Origin of the sequence: Pseudomonas sp. NY5710, from assembly GCF_013305665.1 — a bacterium.
Lineage (GTDB): Bacteria > Pseudomonadota > Gammaproteobacteria > Pseudomonadales > Pseudomonadaceae > Aquipseudomonas > Aquipseudomonas juntendi.
This window is the reverse complement of record NZ_CP045554.1, coordinates 3,602,013-3,620,288: the sequence shown is the minus strand read 5'-3', so window position 1 is coordinate 3,620,288 and position 18,276 is coordinate 3,602,013. Positions and strand designations below refer to the sequence as shown.

The window sequence follows — 18,276 nt, the reverse complement described above, 5'->3', positions numbered from 1 at the left end:
CTCGCGGCGCGCAGGCCTGCGGTCAGCGGTTGAAGCGCTCCACCAGTGAGTACTGGCTCCCGGCGGTAGTGGTCAGCTCTTCGCTCAACAGCGCCGAGTGCTGTGCCTGCTCGGCGGTCTGGTCGGCCAGTTCGGCGATGGTGCTGATGTTGCGGCTGATCTCATCGGCGACGGCGGTCTGCTCTTCGGTCGCGGCGGCGATCTGGGTCGCCATGTCGGTGATGTTGGCGACCGCTTCGCTGATGCCGAGCAGCGCTTCGTCAGCCTGCATCACGCGAGCAACGCCTTCCTCCGCCTGACGGTGGCCGGTTTCCATGGTCAGAACGGCGTTGCTGGCGGTTTGCTGCAGCTTGGCGATCAGGCTGTGGATCTGCCCGGTGGACTCGGCGGTGCGTTGAGCCAGCTGGCGCACTTCGTCGGCCACCACAGCAAAGCCACGGCCCATTTCCCCTGCCCGCGCCGCCTCAATGGCGGCATTCAATGCCAGCAGGTTGGTCTGGTCGGCAATGCCCTTGATCACATCGACGACACCGCCAATTTCGTCGCTGTCCTTGGCCAGTTGCGTGACGGTCTGGCCGGTTTCGCCCACTGCTGTCGACAGGCGTTCGATGGCCTCGCGGGTTTCCCCGGCAATCTGCCGGCCCTGGCTGGTCAGGCGGTTGGCTTCCTGGGTGGCATCGGCTGTGCGTTGCACGTGGTTGGCAACTTCCTGGGTGGTCGCGGCCATCTGGTTGACGGCGGCGGCGACCTGTTCGGTTTCGACCCGCTGGCGTTCCAGCCCCGAAGAGCTCTTGTGTGCCAGGGCGTCGGACTGCCGCGCCTGGTCGCTGAGGTGCTCGGCGCTGTCCTGCAAGCGGGTCAGGCAGGTTTTCAGGCGCGCATCCTGGCTGAGCATGGCCATTTCCAGGCGGGCCTGCACGCCACGGCTGTCGGTGTACATCTGCGCGATCAGCGGGTCGGAGGTGGTCTGTTCAGCCAGCCGCAGCAAGCGCTTGAGGCCGCGTTGCTGCCAGCTCAGGCCGATCAGGCCAAGCGGTACGGAAAGCGCGGCGGCCAACGCGAAGCCCCAGGAATGGCCCAGCCAGTTGCCAATCAGGAAGCCCGCCTGGCTGATCAGGATGAACGGCAGCCAGTCCTGCAGCACCGGCAGCCATTTGTCACGGCGCGGTACCGGCGGCTTGCCTTGGTTGATGCGCTGGTACAGGGCCTCGGCCCGGCGGATCTGCTCGGCGGTGGGTTTGACCCGCACAGACTCGAAGCCGACCACCTGGTTGTTGTCGAAAATCGGTGTGACGTAGGCGTTGACCCAGTAGTGGTCGCCCGACTTGCAGCGGTTCTTGACGATACCCATCCACGGCTGGCCTTGCTTGAGGGTTTGCCACATATGGGCAAACACCGCTGGCGGCACGTCAGGGTGGCGCACCAGATTGTGCGGCGCACCGGTCAGTTCTTCGCGGGTGAACCCACTGATGTCGATGAAGGCATCATTGCAGTAGGTAATCACGCCCTTGGCGTTGGTGGTGGAGATCAACCGCTGCTGGGCAGGGAAAGTCCGTTCTCTCTGGGTAATCGGCTGGTTGTTACGCATGGGGTGATAGTCCGCAGGGCTTTGGATGGGTATCGGCAAGCCACCGGGATTATTGAGTGTATATTTAACATGCGTGACGAAAGGTGTTCGATTTTGGTGCAAGGGTGCTTGAGCAATCGAGCGCCGTATGGGCGGCGCTCGATTGGCAGGTGTCGCAGGTTTTCCAGTGCGGCTGCGCCCTCAACCTGCAATCAGCTGGCGCAGCACATAGTGCAGAATCCCGCCTGCCTTGAAGTACTCCACCTCGTTGACGGTATCGATCCGGCACAGCACCTCGATCTGTTCCTGCTGGCCATCCTCGCGGGTGATGCGCACCTGTAGCGGCATGCCGGGGTGAATCGGTGCGCCGGCCAGCCCCAGCACGTCGATCTGCTCCTTGCCGGTCAGCCCCAGCGCCTTGCGGTCATGCCCGGCCGTGAACTGCAGCGGCAGCACGCCCATGCCCACCAGGTTGGAGCGGTGGATACGCTCGAAGCTTTCCGCCAGCACTGCCTTCACGCCTAGCAGGTTGGTGCCCTTGGCCGCCCAGTCGCGGCTGGAGCCGGTGCCGTATTCCTGCCCGGCAATCACCACCAGCGGGGTACCTTCCTGCTGGTAGCGCATGGCTGCGTCATAGATCGACAGTTTTTCACCCGAGGGCACGTGCAAGGTGTTGCCGCCTTCCTCGCCCGCCAGCATTTCGTTGCGGATTCGGATATTGGCGAACGTACCGCGCATCATCACTTCGTGGTTGCCGCGCCGCGAACCATAGGAGTTGAAGTCGCGTGGCTCCACACCTTTTTCGCGCAGGTAACGCCCCGCTGGGCTGTCGGCCTTGATGTTGCCGGCAGGGGAAATGTGGTCGGTGGTCACCGAGTCGCCCAACAGCGCCAGCACGCGGGCGCCGCGAATGTCGGTGATGGCCGGTGGCGGCCCGTCGATGTCGTCGAAGAACGGTGGGTGCTGGATATAGGTGGAGTCGGCCTGCCACACGTAGGTGGCCGCCTGGGGCACCTCGATGGCCTGCCACTGGGCATCGCCGGCGAATACTTCGGCATATTGCTTGTGGAACATGGCCGTATCGACCTTGGCCACCGCCGCCGCGATCTCCTGCTGGGTGGGCCAGATATCGCGCAGGTACACCGGTTGGCCGTCCTTGCCCGTACCCAGCGGGTCACGCGTCAGGTCCACGCGCACACTGCCGGCGAGCGCATAGGCCACGACCAGGGGCGGCGAGGCCAGCCAGTTGGTCTTGACCAGCGGGTGAACGCGCCCTTCGAAATTACGGTTGCCCGACAGCACCGAGGCCACGGTGAGGTCCGCGTTGGCAATGGCTTTCTCGATGGCTTCATCCAGCGGGCCGGAGTTGCCGATGCAGGTGGTGCAGCCATAGCCAACCAGATCGAAGCCCAGTTCGTCGAGGTAAGGCGTGAGCCCGGCGGCCTTGAAGTAGTCGGTGACCACCTTGGAGCCCGGTGCCAGCGAACTTTTCACCCAGGGTTTGCGTTGCAGGCCCTTTTCCAGGGCGTTCTTGGCTACCAGCCCGGCAGCCATCATCACGCTGGGGTTGGAGGTATTGGTGCACGAGGTGATGGCGGCGATCACCACGGCGCCATCGCGCAGGGTGTGGGTCTGGCCTTGGTGGCTGTAGTCGATCTCGCCGGCCTGGTCGGCGTTGCCAACGGCCACGCCACCACCCCCTTCACTTTCCAAACGGCCGACTTCCTTGGCCAGCGGCTTGGGTTGCAGTTCGATGAAGTGGTCGAAGGCCTGGCTGACCTGGCCCAGCTCCACCCTGTCCTGAGGCCGCTTGGGCCCGGCGAGGCTGGCTTCGACCTCGTGCATGTCCAGCGCCAGGGTGTCGCTGAACAGCGGCTCGTGGCCGGGCAAGCGCCACATGCCTTGGGTTTTGCAGTACTGCTCGACCAGTTGCACGGTCGCCTCTGGCCGCCCAGACAGGCGCAGGTAATCGAGGGTGACGTCATCGACCGGGAAAAACCCGCAAGTAGCGCCGTACTCCGGGGCCATGTTGGCGAGGGTGGCGCGGTCGGCAAGCGGCAGCTCGGCCAGGCCGTCGCCATAGAACTCGACGAACTTGCCGACCACGCCTTTCTTGCGCAGCATTTGGGTCACGGTCAGCACCAGGTCGGTCGCAGTGATGCCTTCGCGCAGCTTACCGGTCAGCTTGAAGCCGATCACTTCCGGGATCAGCATCGATACGGGCTGGCCGAGCATGGCCGCCTCGGCTTCGATGCCGCCGACCCCCCAGCCAAGAACGCCCAGGCCGTTGATCATGGTGGTGTGCGAGTCGGTGCCGACCAAGGTGTCGGGGAAGGCATAGGTGCGGCCATCGGCTTCACGGGTCCATACCGTGCGGCCCAGGTATTCCAGGTTGACCTGGTGGCAGATGCCGGTGCCGGGCGGTACCACGCTGAAGTTGTCGAAGGCGTTCTGGCCCCAGCGCAGGAAGGCATAGCGCTCGCCGTTGCGCTGCATTTCGATATCCACGTTCTCGCTGAAGGCTTGTGCTGTACCGTAGCGGTCGACCATCACCGAGTGGTCGATCACCAGGTCGACCGGTGACAGCGGGTTGATGCGTTGCGGATCGCCGCCGGCCTTGGCCATGGCGGCGCGCATGGCGGCCAGGTCGACCACTGCCGGTACGCCGGTGAAGTCCTGCATCAGTACGCGCGCGGGGCGGTACTGGATTTCGCGGTCGGAGCGCCGCTCGCCCAGCCACTGGGCGAGGGCGCGCAAGTCGTCGCCGGTCACGGTTTTGCCGTCTTCCCAGCGCAGCAGGTTTTCCAACAGCACCTTCAAGGACATGGGCAGGCGTTGCAGGTCACCCAGCTGGCGGGCGGCTTCGGTGAGGCTGAAATAGTGGTAGGTCTGGTCGCCAACCTTGAGCGGCTTGAGGGTGTTCAGGCTATCGAGCGAGGGCATTGCCAACTCCTTCTGCGCCGGTGCCCGGCATTTAATTGCGGTTTGCCGGTAGCACCGTTGTGTATCGGCCCGCACGGCACGGACCTGGCTGAAAGGTCAGGTTAGACCGGTTTAGGCCACCTGACCCTTTTCTGGACCGGCGGGGCGTGTCGCAGGTTCCGAACTTCCTTTATCATCGCCGCCCTGCCGGCGCCTGTGACGCGCCCGCCGTAGTGGAGTGAGAGATGAATACCCTGTTCATGCATTGCCGGCCCGGTTTCGAGGGTGAGGTGTGCGCCGAGATCAGCGAACATGCCGCCCGCCTGGGTGTCGTGGGCTATGCCAAAGGCAAGCCGCACAGTGCCAGCGCCGAGTTTGTCTGTAGCGAGGAGGGCGGTGCCGAGCGGTTGATGGGGGAGCTGCGTTTCAATCAGCTGATCTTCCCGCGGCAATGGGCCCGGGGTGCGTTTGTCGAGTTGCCGGAAAGTGACCGCATCAGTGTGCTGCTGGCGCAGTTGGCTGGTTTTCCGGTGTTCGGCAGCCTGTGGCTGGAAGTGCTGGACAGCAACGAGGGCAAGGCGTTATCGACGTTCTGCCGCAAGTTCGAAGTGCCTTTACGCAAGGCCCTGGAAAAGGCCGGGCGCCTGGTCGACGACGCCAGCCGCCCACGCTTGCTGCTGACCTTCATCAGTGGCCGGCGGGTATTTGCGGGTATCGCTGCGGCCAACAACAGCGCGTTGTGGCCCATGGGTATCCCGCGTCTGAAGTTCCCCCGCGAGGCGCCCAGCCGTTCCACCCTCAAGCTGGAAGAGGCCTGGCACCAGTTCATCCCGCGTGAGCAGTGGGAGCAGCGCTTGGGCGATGATATGACGGGCGTCGACCTGGGGGCTTCGCCGGGAGGGTGGACTTACCAGCTGGTGCGTCGTGGCATGTTGGTGACGGCTATCGATAATGGGCCGATGGCCGAGAGCCTGATGGATACCGGCCTGGTCCAGCACCTGATGGCCGATGGCTTTACCTGGCAACCCAGGCAACCGGTGGACTGGATGGTGTGCGATATCGTCGAGAAGCCGGCGCGGACGACTTCGCTGATCGAAACCTGGTTGGGTGAAGGGCTTTGCCGTGAGGCGGTGGTTAACCTGAAGTTGCCGATGAAGCAGCGTTATGCCGAGGTACGGCGGCTGCTCGAGCGCATGGAGGCGACGTTCAAGGCACGCAAGGTGCGGGTTTCGATTGCGTGCAAGCAGCTGTATCACGACCGTGAGGAAGTGACATGCCATTTGCGGCGGCTTGATCTGAAACCTCGTTGAATCGGTGGTTGGTGCTTGAGGGTGGGGCCGGGCAATGGGGGGTGGTTCGATAATTGGAGTCTTAAGCGCTGGTTTTTGGTGGCGCGAAAACTCCAGCTGCGATAGCGACGCATAGTCACCCTTTCGCCCTTACGGCGAGTCACTTTTTGTCAGACGCGACAAAAAGTAACCAAAAAACGCTGCGCTCCCGTCATCCGGCCCCTACGCTGCGCTCCGGGGTTCCCTCGCTACGGTCATGCTCCCGGGAGTACGCGCTGCAGGCCCCATCCCTGGGGCCTCAGCGCTTGACGGGCATCCATGCCCGTCACCTCCCTGCGCATGCCCTCCGCTCGGCCTCCTGAAGTCGCGAAGATCAAGATCAAGATCAAGATCAAAAGCTGTGTGGGGTCTGGTTGTGTGATGCGAAACCCACGAAAGCGCAGTTGTTGCTTCTGCTTTTTGCTTTTGCTTCTAAACGCGCGGTAGCACAGGCGACGCAGATTGCGACTTCAGGAGGCCGAGCGAAGGGCATGCGGAGGGAGGTGACGGGCATGGATGCCCGTCAAGCGCTGAGGCCCCAGGGACGGGGCCTGCAGCGCGTACTCCCGGGAGCATGCCCGTAGCGAGGGAACCCCGGAGCGTAGCGTAGGGGCCGGATGACGGGAGCGGGCGGCTTTGGTTACTTTGGCCAAGACCAAAGTAACCCGCCGTAAGGGCGGAAAAGTGACTCGGCGCCGCCGCCGCGAACGAATACCTATGCGGTTTCAACGCCCACATTTTTGCAGAGCTTGAAATCTTGAGCGCCGGTTTTGATAGCGCGAAAACTCCAGCTGCGATAGCGACGCATAGTCACCTTTTCGCCCTTACGGCGAGTCACTTTTTGTCAGACGCGACAAAAAGTAACCAAAAAACGCTGCGCTCCCGTCATCCGGCCCCTGCGCTGCGCTCCGGGGTTCCCTCGCTACGGTCATGCTCCCGGGAGTACGCGCTGCAGGCCCCATCCCTGGGGCCTCAGCGCTTGACGGGCATCCATGCCCGTCACCTCCCTGCGCATGCCCTCCGCTCGGCCTCCTGAAGTCGCGAAGATCAAGATCAAGATCAAGATCAAGATCAACAGCCAGATCAAAATCTGGGCGGGGTTTGGTTGCGCGCTGCGAAACCCACTAAAGCGCTGCTGTTGCTTCTGCTTTTTGCTTTTGCTTCTAAACGCGCGGTAGCACAGGCGACGCAGATTGCGACTTCAGGAGGCCGAGCGAAGGGCATGCGCAGGGAGGTGACGGGCATGGATGCCCGTCAAGCGCTGAGGCCCCAGGGACGGGGCCTGCAGCGCGTACTCCCGGGAGCATGCCGTAGCGAGGGAACCCCGGAGCGTAGCGTAGGGGCCGGATGACGGGAGCGGGCGGCTTTGGTTACTTTGGCCAAGACCAAAGTAACCCGCCGTAAGGGCGGAAAAGTGACTCGGCGCCGCCGCCGCGAACGAATACCTATGGTTAACGCCCACACTTTGCAGAGCTTGAAATCTTGAGCGCTGGTTTTGATAGCGCGAAACTCCAGCTGCGATAGCGACGCATAGTCACCTTTTCGCCCTTACGGCGAGTCACTTTTTGTCAGACGCGACAAAAAGTAACCAAAAAACGCTGCGCTCCCGTCATCCGGCCCCTGCGCTACGCTCCGGGGTTCCCTCGCTACGGGCATGCTCCCGGGAGTACGCGCTGCAGGCCCCATCCCTGGGGCCTCAGCGCTTGACGGGCATCCATGCCCGTCACCTCCCTCCGCATGCCCTTCACTCGGCCTCCTGAAGTCGCGAAGATCAAGATCAAGAGCAAGAGCAAGAGCAAGAGCAAGAGCAAGAGCAAGAGCAAGAGCAAGATCAAGAGCAAGAGCCAGATCAGAAACCGTGCGGTGATGGGTACGTGGCGCTGAAGCCTCTGACGCGCCGTAGGGGCGCAAAGGGCTTTGGCAACGTCCGTCCGGGCGTATGGGCTGCAAAGCCGCGCTTGGACCCCGCCGCGTGATGCGCGACAATAGCGATCATTTTCGGAGCCCCCCCATGACCGATTTCACCCCCGACGCCATCCTCGATGCCACCGGCCTGAACTGCCCGGAGCCGGTGATGATGCTGCACCAGCACGTACGCAACCTGGCCGCCGGCGGCCTGCTCAAGGTCATCACCACCGACCCGTCCACCCGCCGCGACATTCCCAAGTTCTGCAACTTCCTCGGCCACGAACTCGTGCAACAGCAGGAAGACGCCGGCACCTTCCTTTACTGGATTCGCAAAAAAGCCGACTGAAACCCTGTGCAACCCACCCGGCGATGCGCCTACACTGCGCTCCCCAGACAGGAGAGCGCCATGCTGATAGTTGCCGACGAAAACATCCCGCTGCTCGATGCCTTCTTCCAAGGCTTCGGGGAAATTCGCCGCTACCCCGGCCGAAGCCTCGATGCCGCCAGCGTCAAGGATGCCGATATCCTGCTGGTACGCTCGGTGACCAAGGTTGATCGCACATTGCTCGAAGGCAGCCGGGTACGCTTCGTCGGTACCTGCACCATCGGTACCGATCACCTGGACCTGGACTATTTTGCCGAAGCCAGCATTCGCTGGAGCAGCGCGCCAGGCTGCAATGCCCGCGGTGTGGTCGATTATGTGCTGGGCAGCCTGTTGACCCTGGCCGAACTGGATGGCGTTGCGCTGCCCGAACGGGTCTACGGCGTGGTCGGTGCAGGTGAAGTCGGGGGGCGCCTGGTACGTGTGCTGCGCGGTCTGGGCTGGAAGGTGCTGGTATGCGACCCGCTGCGCCAGGCCGCTGAAGGCGGTGACTACGTCAGCCTGGAAACCATTGTCCAGCAGTGTGATGTGATCAGCCTGCATACCCCGTTGCAGCGTAGCGGCGGCTACCCCACCTGGCACTTGCTGGGCCAGGCGCAATTGGCACAATTGCGCGCTGGTGCCTGGCTGGTCAACGCCAGCCGTGGGCCGGTGGTGGACAACGCCGCCCTGCGCGAGCTGCTGTTGCAGCGCGACGACATCCATGCCGTGCTGGATGTATGGGAAGGCGAGCCGCAAGTCGACCTGCAACTGGCCGACCTGTGTACCCTGGCGTCACCGCATATTGCCGGTTACAGCCTCGACGGCCGCCAGCGTGGCACCGCGCAGATCTACCAGGCCCTGTGCCGCTTCCTCGGGGTGGATGAGCAGGTGCAACTGGCCGACCTGCTGCCGCGCCCGCCGCTGGCGCAAATCGAGCTGGATGCCAGCGCCGACCCGGCCTGGGCCCTGGCCACCCTGTGCCGCGCCGTGTATGACCCGCGCCGTGATGATGCCGATTTCCGACGCAGCCTGAGCGACGACCCACAACAACAGCGTGCCGCGTTCGACCAGTTGCGCAAGCAGTACCCAGCGCGACGTGAAATCGAGGGGCTGGCGGTGCGCTTGCGTGGCGAGGCGCCGCAGTTGGCGCAACTGGTCAGTGCGCTGGGTGGCGTATTGGTCTGACGGCGTGCCGGCCGCTGCACGGGCATTCGCCCGGGCGAGCGCGCCCAGCCGGGCCTGGCCGCAAGGGGCCAGTACAGAACTCAGGGCAAATAAAAACCCGGCGCAGGCGCCGGGTTGTAAGAAATTCGCCGCTCAACCTTTGCGTACGCGCTCGACCCGGCTCTGTTCCAGGGCCTTGCAGGCCTGCTGGATCATCTGCTCGGTGATCGGTACTTCGCGCCCCTGGGCATCAATGATCGAACCGCATACCTGGGGTTGCTGGTTCGGCCGGGGCTGCTGGTTGTCGCTGGTAGGCTGCAAGCTCATGCATGGTCTCCTCATCAGGTGAACACTCAGGGTAGTCCTGCACCGTGACTGGCCGGTGACGACAGGCTCGTCACGGCAATACCAGTCCAACAGAAACGCTGGCAAAGCTCCATACCCTGGTTAGATCGATAGGCTATAGCCACCTGCCCGCGTTCCCCAGCCCTGATGAGTGGTAGTCTGGGCCTTCGCCACCCAGAGTGATCGTCGCCATGCCCGAATCGGTTTCCCCGCACCCACGCCGGGCATTGCGCCTGGCCTGGCAGTTCGTTCGCCCCTATCGCCGGCAGGTTCTGCTGGCCTTGCTGGCACTGGTGGTCACTGCGGGCATCACCTTGTCGATGGGCCAAGGCATCCGGCTGCTGGTCGACCAGGGTTTCATGACCCGTTCCGCGCACCAGCTCAACCAGACCATCGGGCTGTTCCTGCTGCTGGTACTGGCCCTGGCGGTGGGTACGTTCAGCCGTTTCTACCTGGTGTCCTGGATTGGCGAGCGGTGCGTGGCGGACATGCGGCGGGCCGTGTTCAACCACCTGATCGGCCTGCACCCCGGTTTTTTCGAAGATAACCGCAGCGCCGAGATCCAGTCGCGGCTGACAGCAGACACCACGCTGCTGCAATCGGTTATCGGCTCGTCCCTGTCGATGTTCCTGCGCAATGCATTGATGGTGTTGGGCGGTGTGGTGCTGCTGTTCATTACCAACCCCAAGCTCACCAGCATCGTGGTGGTGACCCTGCCGCTGGTGTTGGCACCCATCCTGCTGTTTGGTCGCCGCGTACGCAGGCTGTCGCGGCAGAGCCAGGACCGGGTCGCCGACGTAGGCAGCTACGTGGCCGAGACGCTGGGGCAGATCAAGACTGTGCAGGCCTACAACCATCAGGCACACGACCGCGCACTTTTTGCCGACACGGTCGAGGCGGCATTCACCGTGGCGCGCAAGCGCATTGCCCAGCGGGCCTGGCTGATCACTCTGGTGATCGTACTGGTGCTGGGGGCGGTTGGGGTGATGCTGTGGGTGGGCGGCATGGATGTGATCGCCGGGCGCATATCCGCCGGCGAGTTGGCCGCCTTCGTGTTCTACAGCCTGATCGTCGGCAGCGCCTTCGGCACCCTCAGTGAAGTGATCGGCGAACTGCAGCGCGCCGCCGGTGCTGCCGAGCGCATCGCCGAACTGCTGGCCGCACGCAGCGCAATCCTGCCTGGCTTGGCCGCCTGCGGCGTGCTGGGGCGGAGGGCCCGCGGGCACATCGAGTTGCAGGAACTGGTGTTTGCCTACCCGTCACGGCCCACCGTGGCAGCGGTAGCTGGCCTGAGCCTGGTCATCGAGCCTGGCCAGACCGTGGCCCTGGTCGGCCCTTCAGGGGCCGGCAAGTCGACCTTGTTCGATCTGTTGCTGCGGTTTTACGACCCCCAGCAAGGGCGCATCCTGCTCGACGGCCAGCCGCTGACAGAACTCGACCCTGAGCAGCTGCGACGGCAGTTTGCCCTGGTTGCACAGAACCCTTCGCTGTTCCGCGGCACGGTGGAGGCCAATATCCGGTATGGCCGCCCCGAGGCGAGCCAGGCCGAGGTCGAAGCCGCAGCCCGCGGCGCCTATGCCGATGAGTTCATTCGGCAATTACCTCAGGGCTATCAGACGCCACTGGGGGAGGGTGGCATCGGGCTTTCCGGCGGCCAGCGCCAGCGCCTGGCCATTGCCCGGGCGCTACTGGTAGACGCGCCGATCCTGTTGCTGGACGAAGCCACCAGCGCCCTCGATGCGCAAAGCGAACACCTGATCCAGCAAGCACTGCCTCGCCTGATGGCCGGGCGTACCACGCTGGTCATCGCCCATCGGCTGGCCACGGTCCAGCACGCCGAGCGCATCGCGGTCATCGACCAGGGGCGCTTGGTGGCGGTGGGCACTCATCGCCAATTGATTGAGCAAAGCCCGCTGTATGCCCGGCTGGCGGCTCTGCAGTTCACCAGCGGCTGACATAGGGTGACGGGTGAGTGCAGGTGGCTATCGGCCTCTCAGCACCACCCGCTGCCAGGCACAAAAAAGCCCGCATCAGCGGGCTTCTGGAGGATTTGGTCGGAGAGACAGGATTCGAACCTGCGGCCTTCTCGTCCCGAACGAGACGCGCTACCTGGCTGCGCTACACTCCGATGAACAAAATCCTACTGCATCGTGTTTTTGCTCGCAAGCCCCTGTTGTGCAAAGGGTTGCTGAAAGCGCGGCGCGGTTACAGCTCTTTCACGGTGCGGATCTGGTCCTTGTTCAGGCGGGTGCGCTTGCCGTCCAGCTGCTCGAATTCGTAGAAGCCGGAGTCTTCGTCGTAGGACGGTTTATCCGTCGCCTGGATTTCTCGGCCATCGTTCAGGGTGATGACGGTTGGGGTGGAGCAGCCGGCAAGGGTGCCCAGGCCCAAAGCGAGCAGGAAGGCGGGTAGGGTCCGTTTGATCATCGTGGTTCTCCAAGTGCGATGGTGCTAGATGACAGTTATGACGCAGGACTTTAGTGCAAGTTCACTGCAAGTGCATCATAGGGACAAATCCGCGCGGTTGATCCAGGGCAAGCCTGTCGGGCGCCACCCGGTAAAAGTGCGCTGTGATATAACTGCGGCCAACCTATCCTGTTGTGACGGACCCCCATGAAAGCCAAGGCAGATACCCCCTTCGTGCCGCTGAATATCGCGGTGCTCACCGTTAGCGACACCCGCACGCCCGAAACCGATACCTCTGGCCAGATGTTCGTCGACCGGTTGAGCGAGGCCGGTCATCACCTGGCAGAGCGGGTATTGCTCAAGGACGACCTGTACAAGATCCGCGCGCAGGTCGCCACCTGGATCGCCGACGAGCGCGTGCAGGTGGTACTGATTACCGGTGGCACTGGCTTTACCGGCCGCGACAGCACGCCGGAGGCGGTAGCCTGTCTGCTGGACAAACAGGTCGATGGCTTCGGCGAGTTGTTCCGGCAGATCTCCGTGCCGGATATCGGTACCTCCACGGTGCAGTCGCGGGCCTTGGCCGGCTTGGCCAATGGCACCCTGGTGTGCTGCCTGCCAGGCTCGACCAATGCTGTGCGCACCGGTTGGGACGGCATTCTTGCCGAGCAACTCGACGCCCGCCATCGGCCGTGCAACTTTGTCCCGCATCTGAAGCAGGCAACGGCCTGTGACAGCCGTGGCTGAGGTCAGCCAGCCACGGCCGCTGATGCCGGTAGAGCAAGCCCTGGAACAATTGCTGGCATTGGCCGAGGCGGCACCGATTCAGGAAACTGAAAGCCTGCCCCTGGCCGAAGCCGAAGGCAGGGTACTGGCGACCGACCTGGTGGCCTCGCTCGACCTGCCGCCCTGGCCGAACAGTGCCATGGACGGCTATGCCCTGCGCCTGGCCGACTGGCAGGGCCAGCCGTTGCCCGTCAGCCAGCGCATCTTCGCCGGCCATGCGCCACAGCCGCTGCAGCCGGGCACCTGTGCCCGCATCTTTACCGGTGCCCCGGTGCCCGCAGGTGCCGATTGCGTCGAGATGCAGGAAAACACCCAGGTGCTGGAGGATGGCCGGGTACGTTTCGTCGAGGCGCTGCGCGCCGGGCAGAACATTCGCCCGCAGGGCCAGGAAACCCGCAAGGGCGAGCAGGTGATGAACGCCGGCACGCGCCTGGGGCCGATCGAACTGGGCCTGGCGGCGACCTTGGGCCACGCCCGGCTCGAGGTGGTACGCAAAGTCAAAGTGGCGGTGCTGTCCACCGGCGACGAACTGGTCGAGCCCGGGCTACCGTTGGGGCCCGGCCAGATCTACAACAGCAATCGTCGGCTGCTGGTCAGCTGGTTGCTGCGCCTGGGGTGCGAGGTGGTCGACGCCGGCATCCTCCCGGATGACCTGGCGCAGACCCGTGCCTGCCTGGCCGGGCTGGGCGATGTCGACCTGATCATGTCCACTGGCGGCGTGTCGGTGGGCGAGGCCGACTATCTCGGGGCGACACTGCGCGAAGCGGGCGAGCTGGCGCTGTGGAAGCTGGCGATCAAGCCGGGCAAGCCGCTGACCTTCGGCCATTACCAGGGCGTGCCGGTGATCGGCCTGCCGGGTAATCCGGCCTCGACCCTGGTCACCTTTGGCCTGCTGACCCGGCCCTACCTGCTGCGTCGCCAAGGGGTGGGCAATGTCACGCCGCTGCGCTTCGACATGCCGGCGGGGTTTGACTGGCCCAAACCCGGTAGCCGCCGCGAATACTTGCGCGCGCGCATCGAGCACGGCCAAGTGCGCATCTACAAGAACCAGAGTTCGGGTGTGCTGCGCAGCGCGGCCTGGGCTGACGGGCTGGTGGAGGTGCGCGAAGGCAGCACGCCGAAAACGGGTGACAGCGTGCCATTCATTCCCTTCAGCGAACTACTTGGCTGAACGCCCCAGCCAGGCATCGGCCAGCGGCCCTGGCACCGGTGCCGCCTGGGTCAGGCGCATGTGCACGGTTTCCAGTTGTTGAGCCGCCACGCTCCAGTCGTGGCGCTGGCGGGCGAACTGGCGCCCGGCCGCGCTCAACTGGCTCATGCGCCAGGGCTGGTTGAGCAACTGGGTGATCAGCAGGGCCAGTTGATCACTGTCATCGCTGCCCAGGTAATGCTCGCCGTTGTTCACCGCCAGGCCGGAAACGCCTTTGCCGGTACTGATTACCGGCAAGCCGGCAGCCATGGCTTCAAGGATTTTTACCTTCGAGCCACCGGCATAGCGCAGCGGCGCAAAAAACAGGGCTGAGCGGCTTTGCAGTTCACGCAGATCGGGGCGATAGCCGAGCCATTCGATCCGCGGGTCATTCCAGTGCAGCCTCCAGCTGGCCGGCATCGCATGCCCGGCTATCGCCAGGCGCACGGCCGGGTTGCTCAGCCACACCTGCGGCATGATGTCTTCCAGCGCCCACTCGATGGCTTCCAGGTTGGCGCCGTATTCAAAATTGCCGACAAACAGCAGGCGCTGGCTATGCAGCGCCGGTTGCACCTGCTGGTAGAAATCACATTCCACGCCATTGACTACCACATTCACCGGGCGCCTGCTGATCTGGCCGATCAGCTCGGCATCGTGAGCGCTGACGGCTACCAGCTCGGTGGGCTGGCCCAGCACGCGCTGTTCCCAGCGCCGGTAGCGCCACCGGTCGAAGGCATTGAGCGGGCGTAGCCATAACGGCAGGCGGTCATGGCAGGCGCTGCCGGTAACCGACTCCAGGTTGTGTTCGCTGAGCATGAAGGGAAGGCCGCGGCCCTGCAGGGCCTTTTCGAAAGGCTGGAAGCTATAGCTGTGCTCGATCTGGATCACGTCCCAAGGCTCCTCCAGCAACTGCTCGAAGCGGTGCCGCAATGCTGCGCAAAGGCCGTTGATGATCGCCCGCATGGGGTAGTCGATGATCGGCGATGCCAGTAGGTTCAGCGGGCTATGCAGTGGCCTGCGCGGCAGGACTATCAGCCGTTCCAGGTACGGTTCCAGCGCCTCGCGTGCAGCGTCGTTGAGGGGTACCTTCGATTGCACCAGCAGCGTGATGCGGTGGCCGCGCTGGGCCAGTGCCCGGATCAGGTGGTATTGGCGAGTCTTGCAGCCACTGGTGGTCGGCCAAGGCAGGTAAGGCAGTGTCCAGAGAATACGCATGACCGTGGTCCTCGCTGACGGCTGCAGATGGCAAGACGCACCTGTCGGCCGTTTGCAGAAGTGGGCCGGGAGGTGCGTCCGTGGCGGGCAAGCCAGGGCATTTCACAGTCAAAATGCTGACTCGCCTTTGCTCATTCGCTTCTAGGGTCAAAAACCTGTCAAAAGTGTCTCGACTCAGCATAGTCGGGCATTGTCGGCTGTGGAAAAAATGCCATTATCTTCTCAACCAGCCGAGCCGGCCTGCTGCAGGGAACACCGCCTGCCACGCGCGACACGCAGCTGGCTGTTTTTGAACGCGGCATGCAACGATCCACGCGTGCCCGTGGTCGAGATAGGGTTGGTCAACCTCAGGGAGATGCGCCTATGCAAGCGCGCAAGGCAATGCTGGTCCTGCACGGCAAGCAGGCGATGAACGACGAACTGCGCGATGCCGTGCACGACATGCGCCACAGTGGCTGGGTGCTGGATGTGCGGGTCACCTGGGAGGCGGGCGATGCCCAGCGCCTGGTGACCGAGGCGCTGGCGGCAGGCTACAGCCACATTGTCGCCGGTGGCGGCGACGGGACCTTGCGCGATGTGGCCGAGGCCATGGGGCAGGCGGGGACCGATGCCAGCCTGGTATTACTGCCGTTGGGCACCGCCAACGATTTTGCCAAGGCCGCCGGGATTCCGCTGGAGCCTGCCGCTGCGCTGGCCTTGTTGAATGTGGCGGCACAGCCCATAGACCTGGGCCAGGCCGGCGACCAGCTGTTCCTCAACATGGCCACGGGTGGGTTCGGCAGCCAGGTCACGGCCAATACGTCCGAAGACTTGAAGAAGGTCCTGGGCGCCGCGGCCTATCTGTTCACCGGCCTCACACGCTTCAGCGAACTGCAGGCGGCTTCGGTCGAGCTGCTAGGGCCGGATTTCCACTGGCAAGGGGATCTGCTGGCACTGGGTATCGGCAATGGCCGCCAAGCGGGAGGCGGGCAGGAGCTGTGCCCGGATGCGGTAGTCGATGATGGCTTGCTCGATATCGCCGTGCTGCCTGCCCCACAGGAAATGCTGGGCACGTTGCGTGACCTGCTGGCCGGTGATGGCCTGTTCGTCCGTGCCAGGTTGCCCTGGGTCGAGATCAAGAGCGCCCAGGGCCTGGACCTCAACCTCGATGGCGAGCCCTTGCAGACTACCAACTTGCGTTTCGAAGCCCGGCCCGCAGCGTTGCGCCTGCACCTGCCTGCCGGGTCGCCGCTGCTCAGTCGTCCAGGCTGATGATTTTTTCGCGCACGGCAAACAGTACCAGGCCAGCCACATCATGAATTTGCAGGCGCTTCATGATTTGCGAGCGGTGGGTTTCCACGGTCTTGATCGACAGGCCGAGGCCTGTGGCAATTTCCCGGGTCGATTTGCCGCGCACGATCAGGCGCAGGATCTCCAGCTGGCGCGCCGTGAGGTTATGCCGGTCGCTGTTGCCCTGCGCGCCCGGCCTGTTGCGTTGTAGCGCCTGGTTGATGACGGTGTGGGCGATGGCCGGGCTCAGGTAGCGCTCGCCGTGGCGTACCGCCTCCAGGGCCTGCTCCAGCTCGGTGGCACTGGTGTCCTTGAGCAGGTAACCATGGGCACCGCTTTCCAGGGCGCGCATGATCAGGTCCGGATCGGTGTGCATCGACAGGATCAGCACCTTGCAGGTGCTGCCGCAGGCCCGCAATTGGGTCAGGGCGTCCAGGCCACTGGTCGAGCGCATGGAAATGTCCAGCAGGACAATGTCCGGCGCCAGTGCGCGCACCTGCTCAAGCAACTGGCTGCCATCGTCGGCCTCACCGACCACGCTGTAACCGGGAATATCGCAAACCAGCGCACGTACACCGGCGCGGATCAGCGAGTGGTCGTCGACCAGCAGCAATCTACAGGTCATGGGCAACAGTACTCCTGGCGCGTTGCTGGGTGCGCGGTGGCCACGGGAACATCGCTTCTATCCGTGTACCCTGGCCAGGCTGGCTGGTGATCTGCAGGCTGCCCTGCAAGGCCGTTACCCGCTCCTGCATGCCGGCCAGGCCGCGTTGGCCGGCCTCGGCCGGGTGCCGGGCGGGGACGAAGCCGCAGCCATCGTCGTGAATCGACAACGCCAGCCCGGCAGGGGTGCGTTGCAGGCGCACAACCAGGTTGCGTGCCTGGGCATGGCGCAGCATGTTGGTGACCGCTTCCTGGGTGATGCGGAACACTGCCATGGCCACTGCATCGTCGATGCCGCCCAGGCGTTGGTTGCACGCCAGGCTCCAGTGTACGCTGCTGCTGCCCAGCGTGCGGACCAAGTGCGCGCGCAAGCTGGCTTCCAACCCGAGGCTCGCCAATTGCCTGGGGTTGAGCAGGCTCGACACGTTACGCACCGTGCCCAGGGTGTCATCCAGGGTGCTGTGCAGCGCATCGCAGTGGCCCTGCAACTCGGCCGGCATGCGCCGCTTCAGCCATTGCAGTTGCAGTTTGGCGGCAGTCAGCAACTGGCCAATGTCGTCGTGCAACTCCCGGCCCAGGTGTTGCCGCTCGTCTTCCTGCACCTTGAGCATGCGCTCGGCCAGTTCAGCTGGGCGCAGGCTGATCGACCTTGCGCCCAGGCCCAACTGCAGGGCGGCGGCGAGTGTTGCGCCCAACTGCAAAAGCAGCAGGCCGGCCGGGATTGCCAGGTCGGCCAGGTACAGCATCAGGTGAGTGACCAGCGAGGCCACACACAGCCCGACTGTCAGCCAGCGCAGCAGGGCAACGCGGCGGCGGCTACGCATGGCAAGTTTCAAGCGTGGGAGCATAAATAGGGAAGCCACTGAAGTATTGCTGATAAAGGCCTTGCACAATGCGGGTCAGAGGCTTTGGCGCAGTACTTCCGCTGTTTTGTCGAGCACCTGATGTGCAAACTTTTTTGTGATTGCAAGTGTTTCTGGGGGCGCATATTAACACTTCGTACGGCGTAGGTCGCGGCTGGGTAACGCTCCGAAACGCCTGTTGACAGGGCGGTGCCGGGTAGCAAAGTGCCACCTGCGGGTCATGCTGCTCGCACCTGCATTGCAACTAAGGCGGTAATGATTCAACTTGGCCGTCCTGAAACTTTGCG

15 protein-coding genes and 1 tRNA gene are annotated in these 18,276 nt (G+C 63.9%); 8 read left to right on the top strand and 8 right to left on the bottom strand.

Annotation, left to right across the window (positions count from 1 at the left end):
• Window positions 1-22: 22 nt before the first annotated feature.
• On the bottom strand, window positions 23-1,588 hold the full coding sequence (locus GEV39_RS16670; protein ID WP_173890542.1) for a methyl-accepting chemotaxis protein: 1,566 nt from the start codon (window positions 1,586-1,588) through the stop codon (window positions 23-25).
• A gap of 180 nt (window positions 1,589-1,768) precedes the next feature.
• Window positions 1,769-4,510 (bottom strand): aconitate hydratase AcnA, encoded by a 2,742-nt coding sequence (gene acnA / locus GEV39_RS16665; RefSeq protein ID WP_173890540.1) that lies wholly within the window; start codon window positions 4,508-4,510, stop codon window positions 1,769-1,771.
• A gap of 224 nt (window positions 4,511-4,734) precedes the next feature.
• Here acnA and rlmM point away from each other — a divergent pair, with 224 nt between their 5' ends.
• The 4 genes from rlmM (at window position 4,735) to pdxB (ending at window position 9,274) form a co-directional block, all read left to right on the top strand.
• Window positions 4,735-5,799 (top strand): 23S rRNA (cytidine(2498)-2'-O)-methyltransferase RlmM, encoded by a 1,065-nt coding sequence (gene rlmM, locus GEV39_RS16660; protein ID WP_173890538.1) that lies wholly within the window; start codon window positions 4,735-4,737, stop codon window positions 5,797-5,799.
• Window positions 5,800-7,533: 1,734 nt separating this feature from the next.
• Window positions 7,534-7,701, top strand: coding sequence for a hypothetical protein (locus GEV39_RS16655; RefSeq protein ID WP_173890537.1), 168 nt, complete (start codon window positions 7,534-7,536; stop codon window positions 7,699-7,701).
• A gap of 127 nt (window positions 7,702-7,828) precedes the next feature.
• A complete protein-coding gene (gene tusA / locus GEV39_RS16650) occupies window positions 7,829-8,071 on the top strand; it encodes a sulfurtransferase TusA (RefSeq protein WP_173890535.1) in 243 nt (80 codons plus the stop codon).
• A 60-nt stretch (window positions 8,072-8,131) separates the two neighbouring features.
• Complete coding sequence (gene pdxB, locus GEV39_RS16645; protein WP_173890533.1) at window positions 8,132-9,274, top strand: 4-phosphoerythronate dehydrogenase PdxB; 1,143 nt, start codon at window positions 8,132-8,134, stop codon at window positions 9,272-9,274.
• A 132-nt stretch (window positions 9,275-9,406) separates the two neighbouring features.
• Here the strand turns inward: pdxB and GEV39_RS16640 are convergent, their stop codons facing one another.
• Entirely contained in the window at window positions 9,407-9,580 is a 174-nt protein-coding gene (locus GEV39_RS16640; RefSeq protein WP_009686257.1) for a PA1571 family protein, read from the bottom strand.
• Between the two features lie 209 nt (window positions 9,581-9,789).
• On the opposite strand from GEV39_RS16640, the gene GEV39_RS16635 reads away from it, so the two are divergent.
• A complete protein-coding gene (locus GEV39_RS16635; protein WP_173890531.1) occupies window positions 9,790-11,553 on the top strand; it encodes an ABC transporter transmembrane domain-containing protein in 1,764 nt (587 codons plus the stop codon).
• Window positions 11,554-11,649: 96 nt separating this feature from the next.
• Here GEV39_RS16635 and GEV39_RS16630 read toward each other — a convergent pair.
• A tRNA-Pro gene (locus GEV39_RS16630) sits at window positions 11,650-11,726 on the bottom strand.
• Between the two features lie 77 nt (window positions 11,727-11,803).
• Window positions 11,804-12,025: a YgdI/YgdR family lipoprotein gene (locus GEV39_RS16625; RefSeq protein WP_009686259.1), complete on the bottom strand. Its 222-nt coding sequence runs from the start codon at window positions 12,023-12,025 to the stop codon at window positions 11,804-11,806.
• A 186-nt stretch (window positions 12,026-12,211) separates the two neighbouring features.
• Between GEV39_RS16625 and moaB the strand changes: the two genes are divergently transcribed.
• Both moaB and GEV39_RS16615 read left to right on the top strand, forming a co-directional pair.
• The gene (moaB, locus tag GEV39_RS16620; protein ID WP_173890529.1) at window positions 12,212-12,751 is read left to right on the top strand and encodes a molybdenum cofactor biosynthesis protein B; all 540 of its coding nucleotides are present in this window, start codon (window positions 12,212-12,214) and stop codon (window positions 12,749-12,751) included.
• A complete protein-coding gene (locus GEV39_RS16615) occupies window positions 12,735-13,961 on the top strand; it encodes a molybdopterin molybdotransferase MoeA (protein ID WP_173890527.1) in 1,227 nt (408 codons plus the stop codon). Before moaB ends, GEV39_RS16615 begins: the two co-directional genes overlap by 17 nt.
• Here GEV39_RS16615 and GEV39_RS16610 read toward each other — a convergent pair.
• Window positions 13,950-15,194 (bottom strand): glycosyltransferase family 4 protein, encoded by a 1,245-nt coding sequence (locus GEV39_RS16610; RefSeq protein ID WP_173890526.1) that lies wholly within the window; start codon window positions 15,192-15,194, stop codon window positions 13,950-13,952. The genes GEV39_RS16615 and GEV39_RS16610 overlap by 12 nt on opposite strands.
• A 363-nt stretch (window positions 15,195-15,557) precedes the next feature.
• Between GEV39_RS16610 and yegS the strand changes: the two genes are divergently transcribed.
• Complete coding sequence (gene yegS / locus GEV39_RS16605) at window positions 15,558-16,445, top strand: lipid kinase YegS (RefSeq protein WP_173890524.1); 888 nt, start codon at window positions 15,558-15,560, stop codon at window positions 16,443-16,445.
• Here yegS and GEV39_RS16600 read toward each other — a convergent pair.
• Entirely contained in the window at window positions 16,429-17,088 is a 660-nt protein-coding gene (locus tag GEV39_RS16600) for a response regulator (RefSeq protein WP_173890522.1), read from the bottom strand. The genes yegS and GEV39_RS16600 overlap by 17 nt on opposite strands.
• On the bottom strand, window positions 17,078-17,974 hold the full coding sequence (locus GEV39_RS16595) for a sensor histidine kinase (protein ID WP_173890520.1): 897 nt from the start codon (window positions 17,972-17,974) through the stop codon (window positions 17,078-17,080). The genes GEV39_RS16600 and GEV39_RS16595 overlap by 11 nt, the downstream gene beginning before the upstream one ends.
• Between the last annotated feature and the right edge of the window lie 302 nt (window positions 17,975-18,276).

What these genes read in the sequence shown, in the direction of transcription:
- acnA (WP_173890540.1), bottom strand. Translation starts at nt 4,510, where the DNA reads ATGCCCTCGCTCGATAGCCTGAACACCCTCAAGCCGCTCAAGGTTGGC.
- GEV39_RS16625 (WP_009686259.1), bottom strand. Translation starts at nt 12,025, where the DNA reads ATGATCAAACGGACCCTACCCGCCTTCCTGCTCGCTTTGGGCCTGGGC.
- GEV39_RS16655 (WP_173890537.1), top strand. Translation starts at nt 7,534, where the DNA reads ATGCCCGTCACCTCCCTCCGCATGCCCTTCACTCGGCCTCCTGAAGTC.
- GEV39_RS16610 (WP_173890526.1), bottom strand. Translation starts at nt 15,194, where the DNA reads ATGCGTATTCTCTGGACACTGCCTTACCTGCCTTGGCCGACCACCAGT.
- GEV39_RS16600 (WP_173890522.1), bottom strand. Translation starts at nt 17,088, where the DNA reads ATGACCTGTAGATTGCTGCTGGTCGACGACCACTCGCTGATCCGCGCC.
- moaB (WP_173890529.1), top strand. Translation starts at nt 12,212, where the DNA reads ATGAAAGCCAAGGCAGATACCCCCTTCGTGCCGCTGAATATCGCGGTG.
- GEV39_RS16635 (WP_173890531.1), top strand. Translation starts at nt 9,790, where the DNA reads ATGCCCGAATCGGTTTCCCCGCACCCACGCCGGGCATTGCGCCTGGCC.
- GEV39_RS16670 (WP_173890542.1), bottom strand. Translation starts at nt 1,588, where the DNA reads ATGCGTAACAACCAGCCGATTACCCAGAGAGAACGGACTTTCCCTGCC.
- pdxB (WP_173890533.1), top strand. Translation starts at nt 8,132, where the DNA reads ATGCTGATAGTTGCCGACGAAAACATCCCGCTGCTCGATGCCTTCTTC.
- tusA (WP_173890535.1), top strand. Translation starts at nt 7,829, where the DNA reads ATGACCGATTTCACCCCCGACGCCATCCTCGATGCCACCGGCCTGAAC.
- rlmM (WP_173890538.1), top strand. Translation starts at nt 4,735, where the DNA reads ATGAATACCCTGTTCATGCATTGCCGGCCCGGTTTCGAGGGTGAGGTG.
- yegS (WP_173890524.1), top strand. Translation starts at nt 15,558, where the DNA reads ATGCAAGCGCGCAAGGCAATGCTGGTCCTGCACGGCAAGCAGGCGATG.
- GEV39_RS16640 (WP_009686257.1), bottom strand. Translation starts at nt 9,580, where the DNA reads ATGAGCTTGCAGCCTACCAGCGACAACCAGCAGCCCCGGCCGAACCAG.
- GEV39_RS16595 (WP_173890520.1), bottom strand. Translation starts at nt 17,974, where the DNA reads ATGCTCCCACGCTTGAAACTTGCCATGCGTAGCCGCCGCCGCGTTGCC.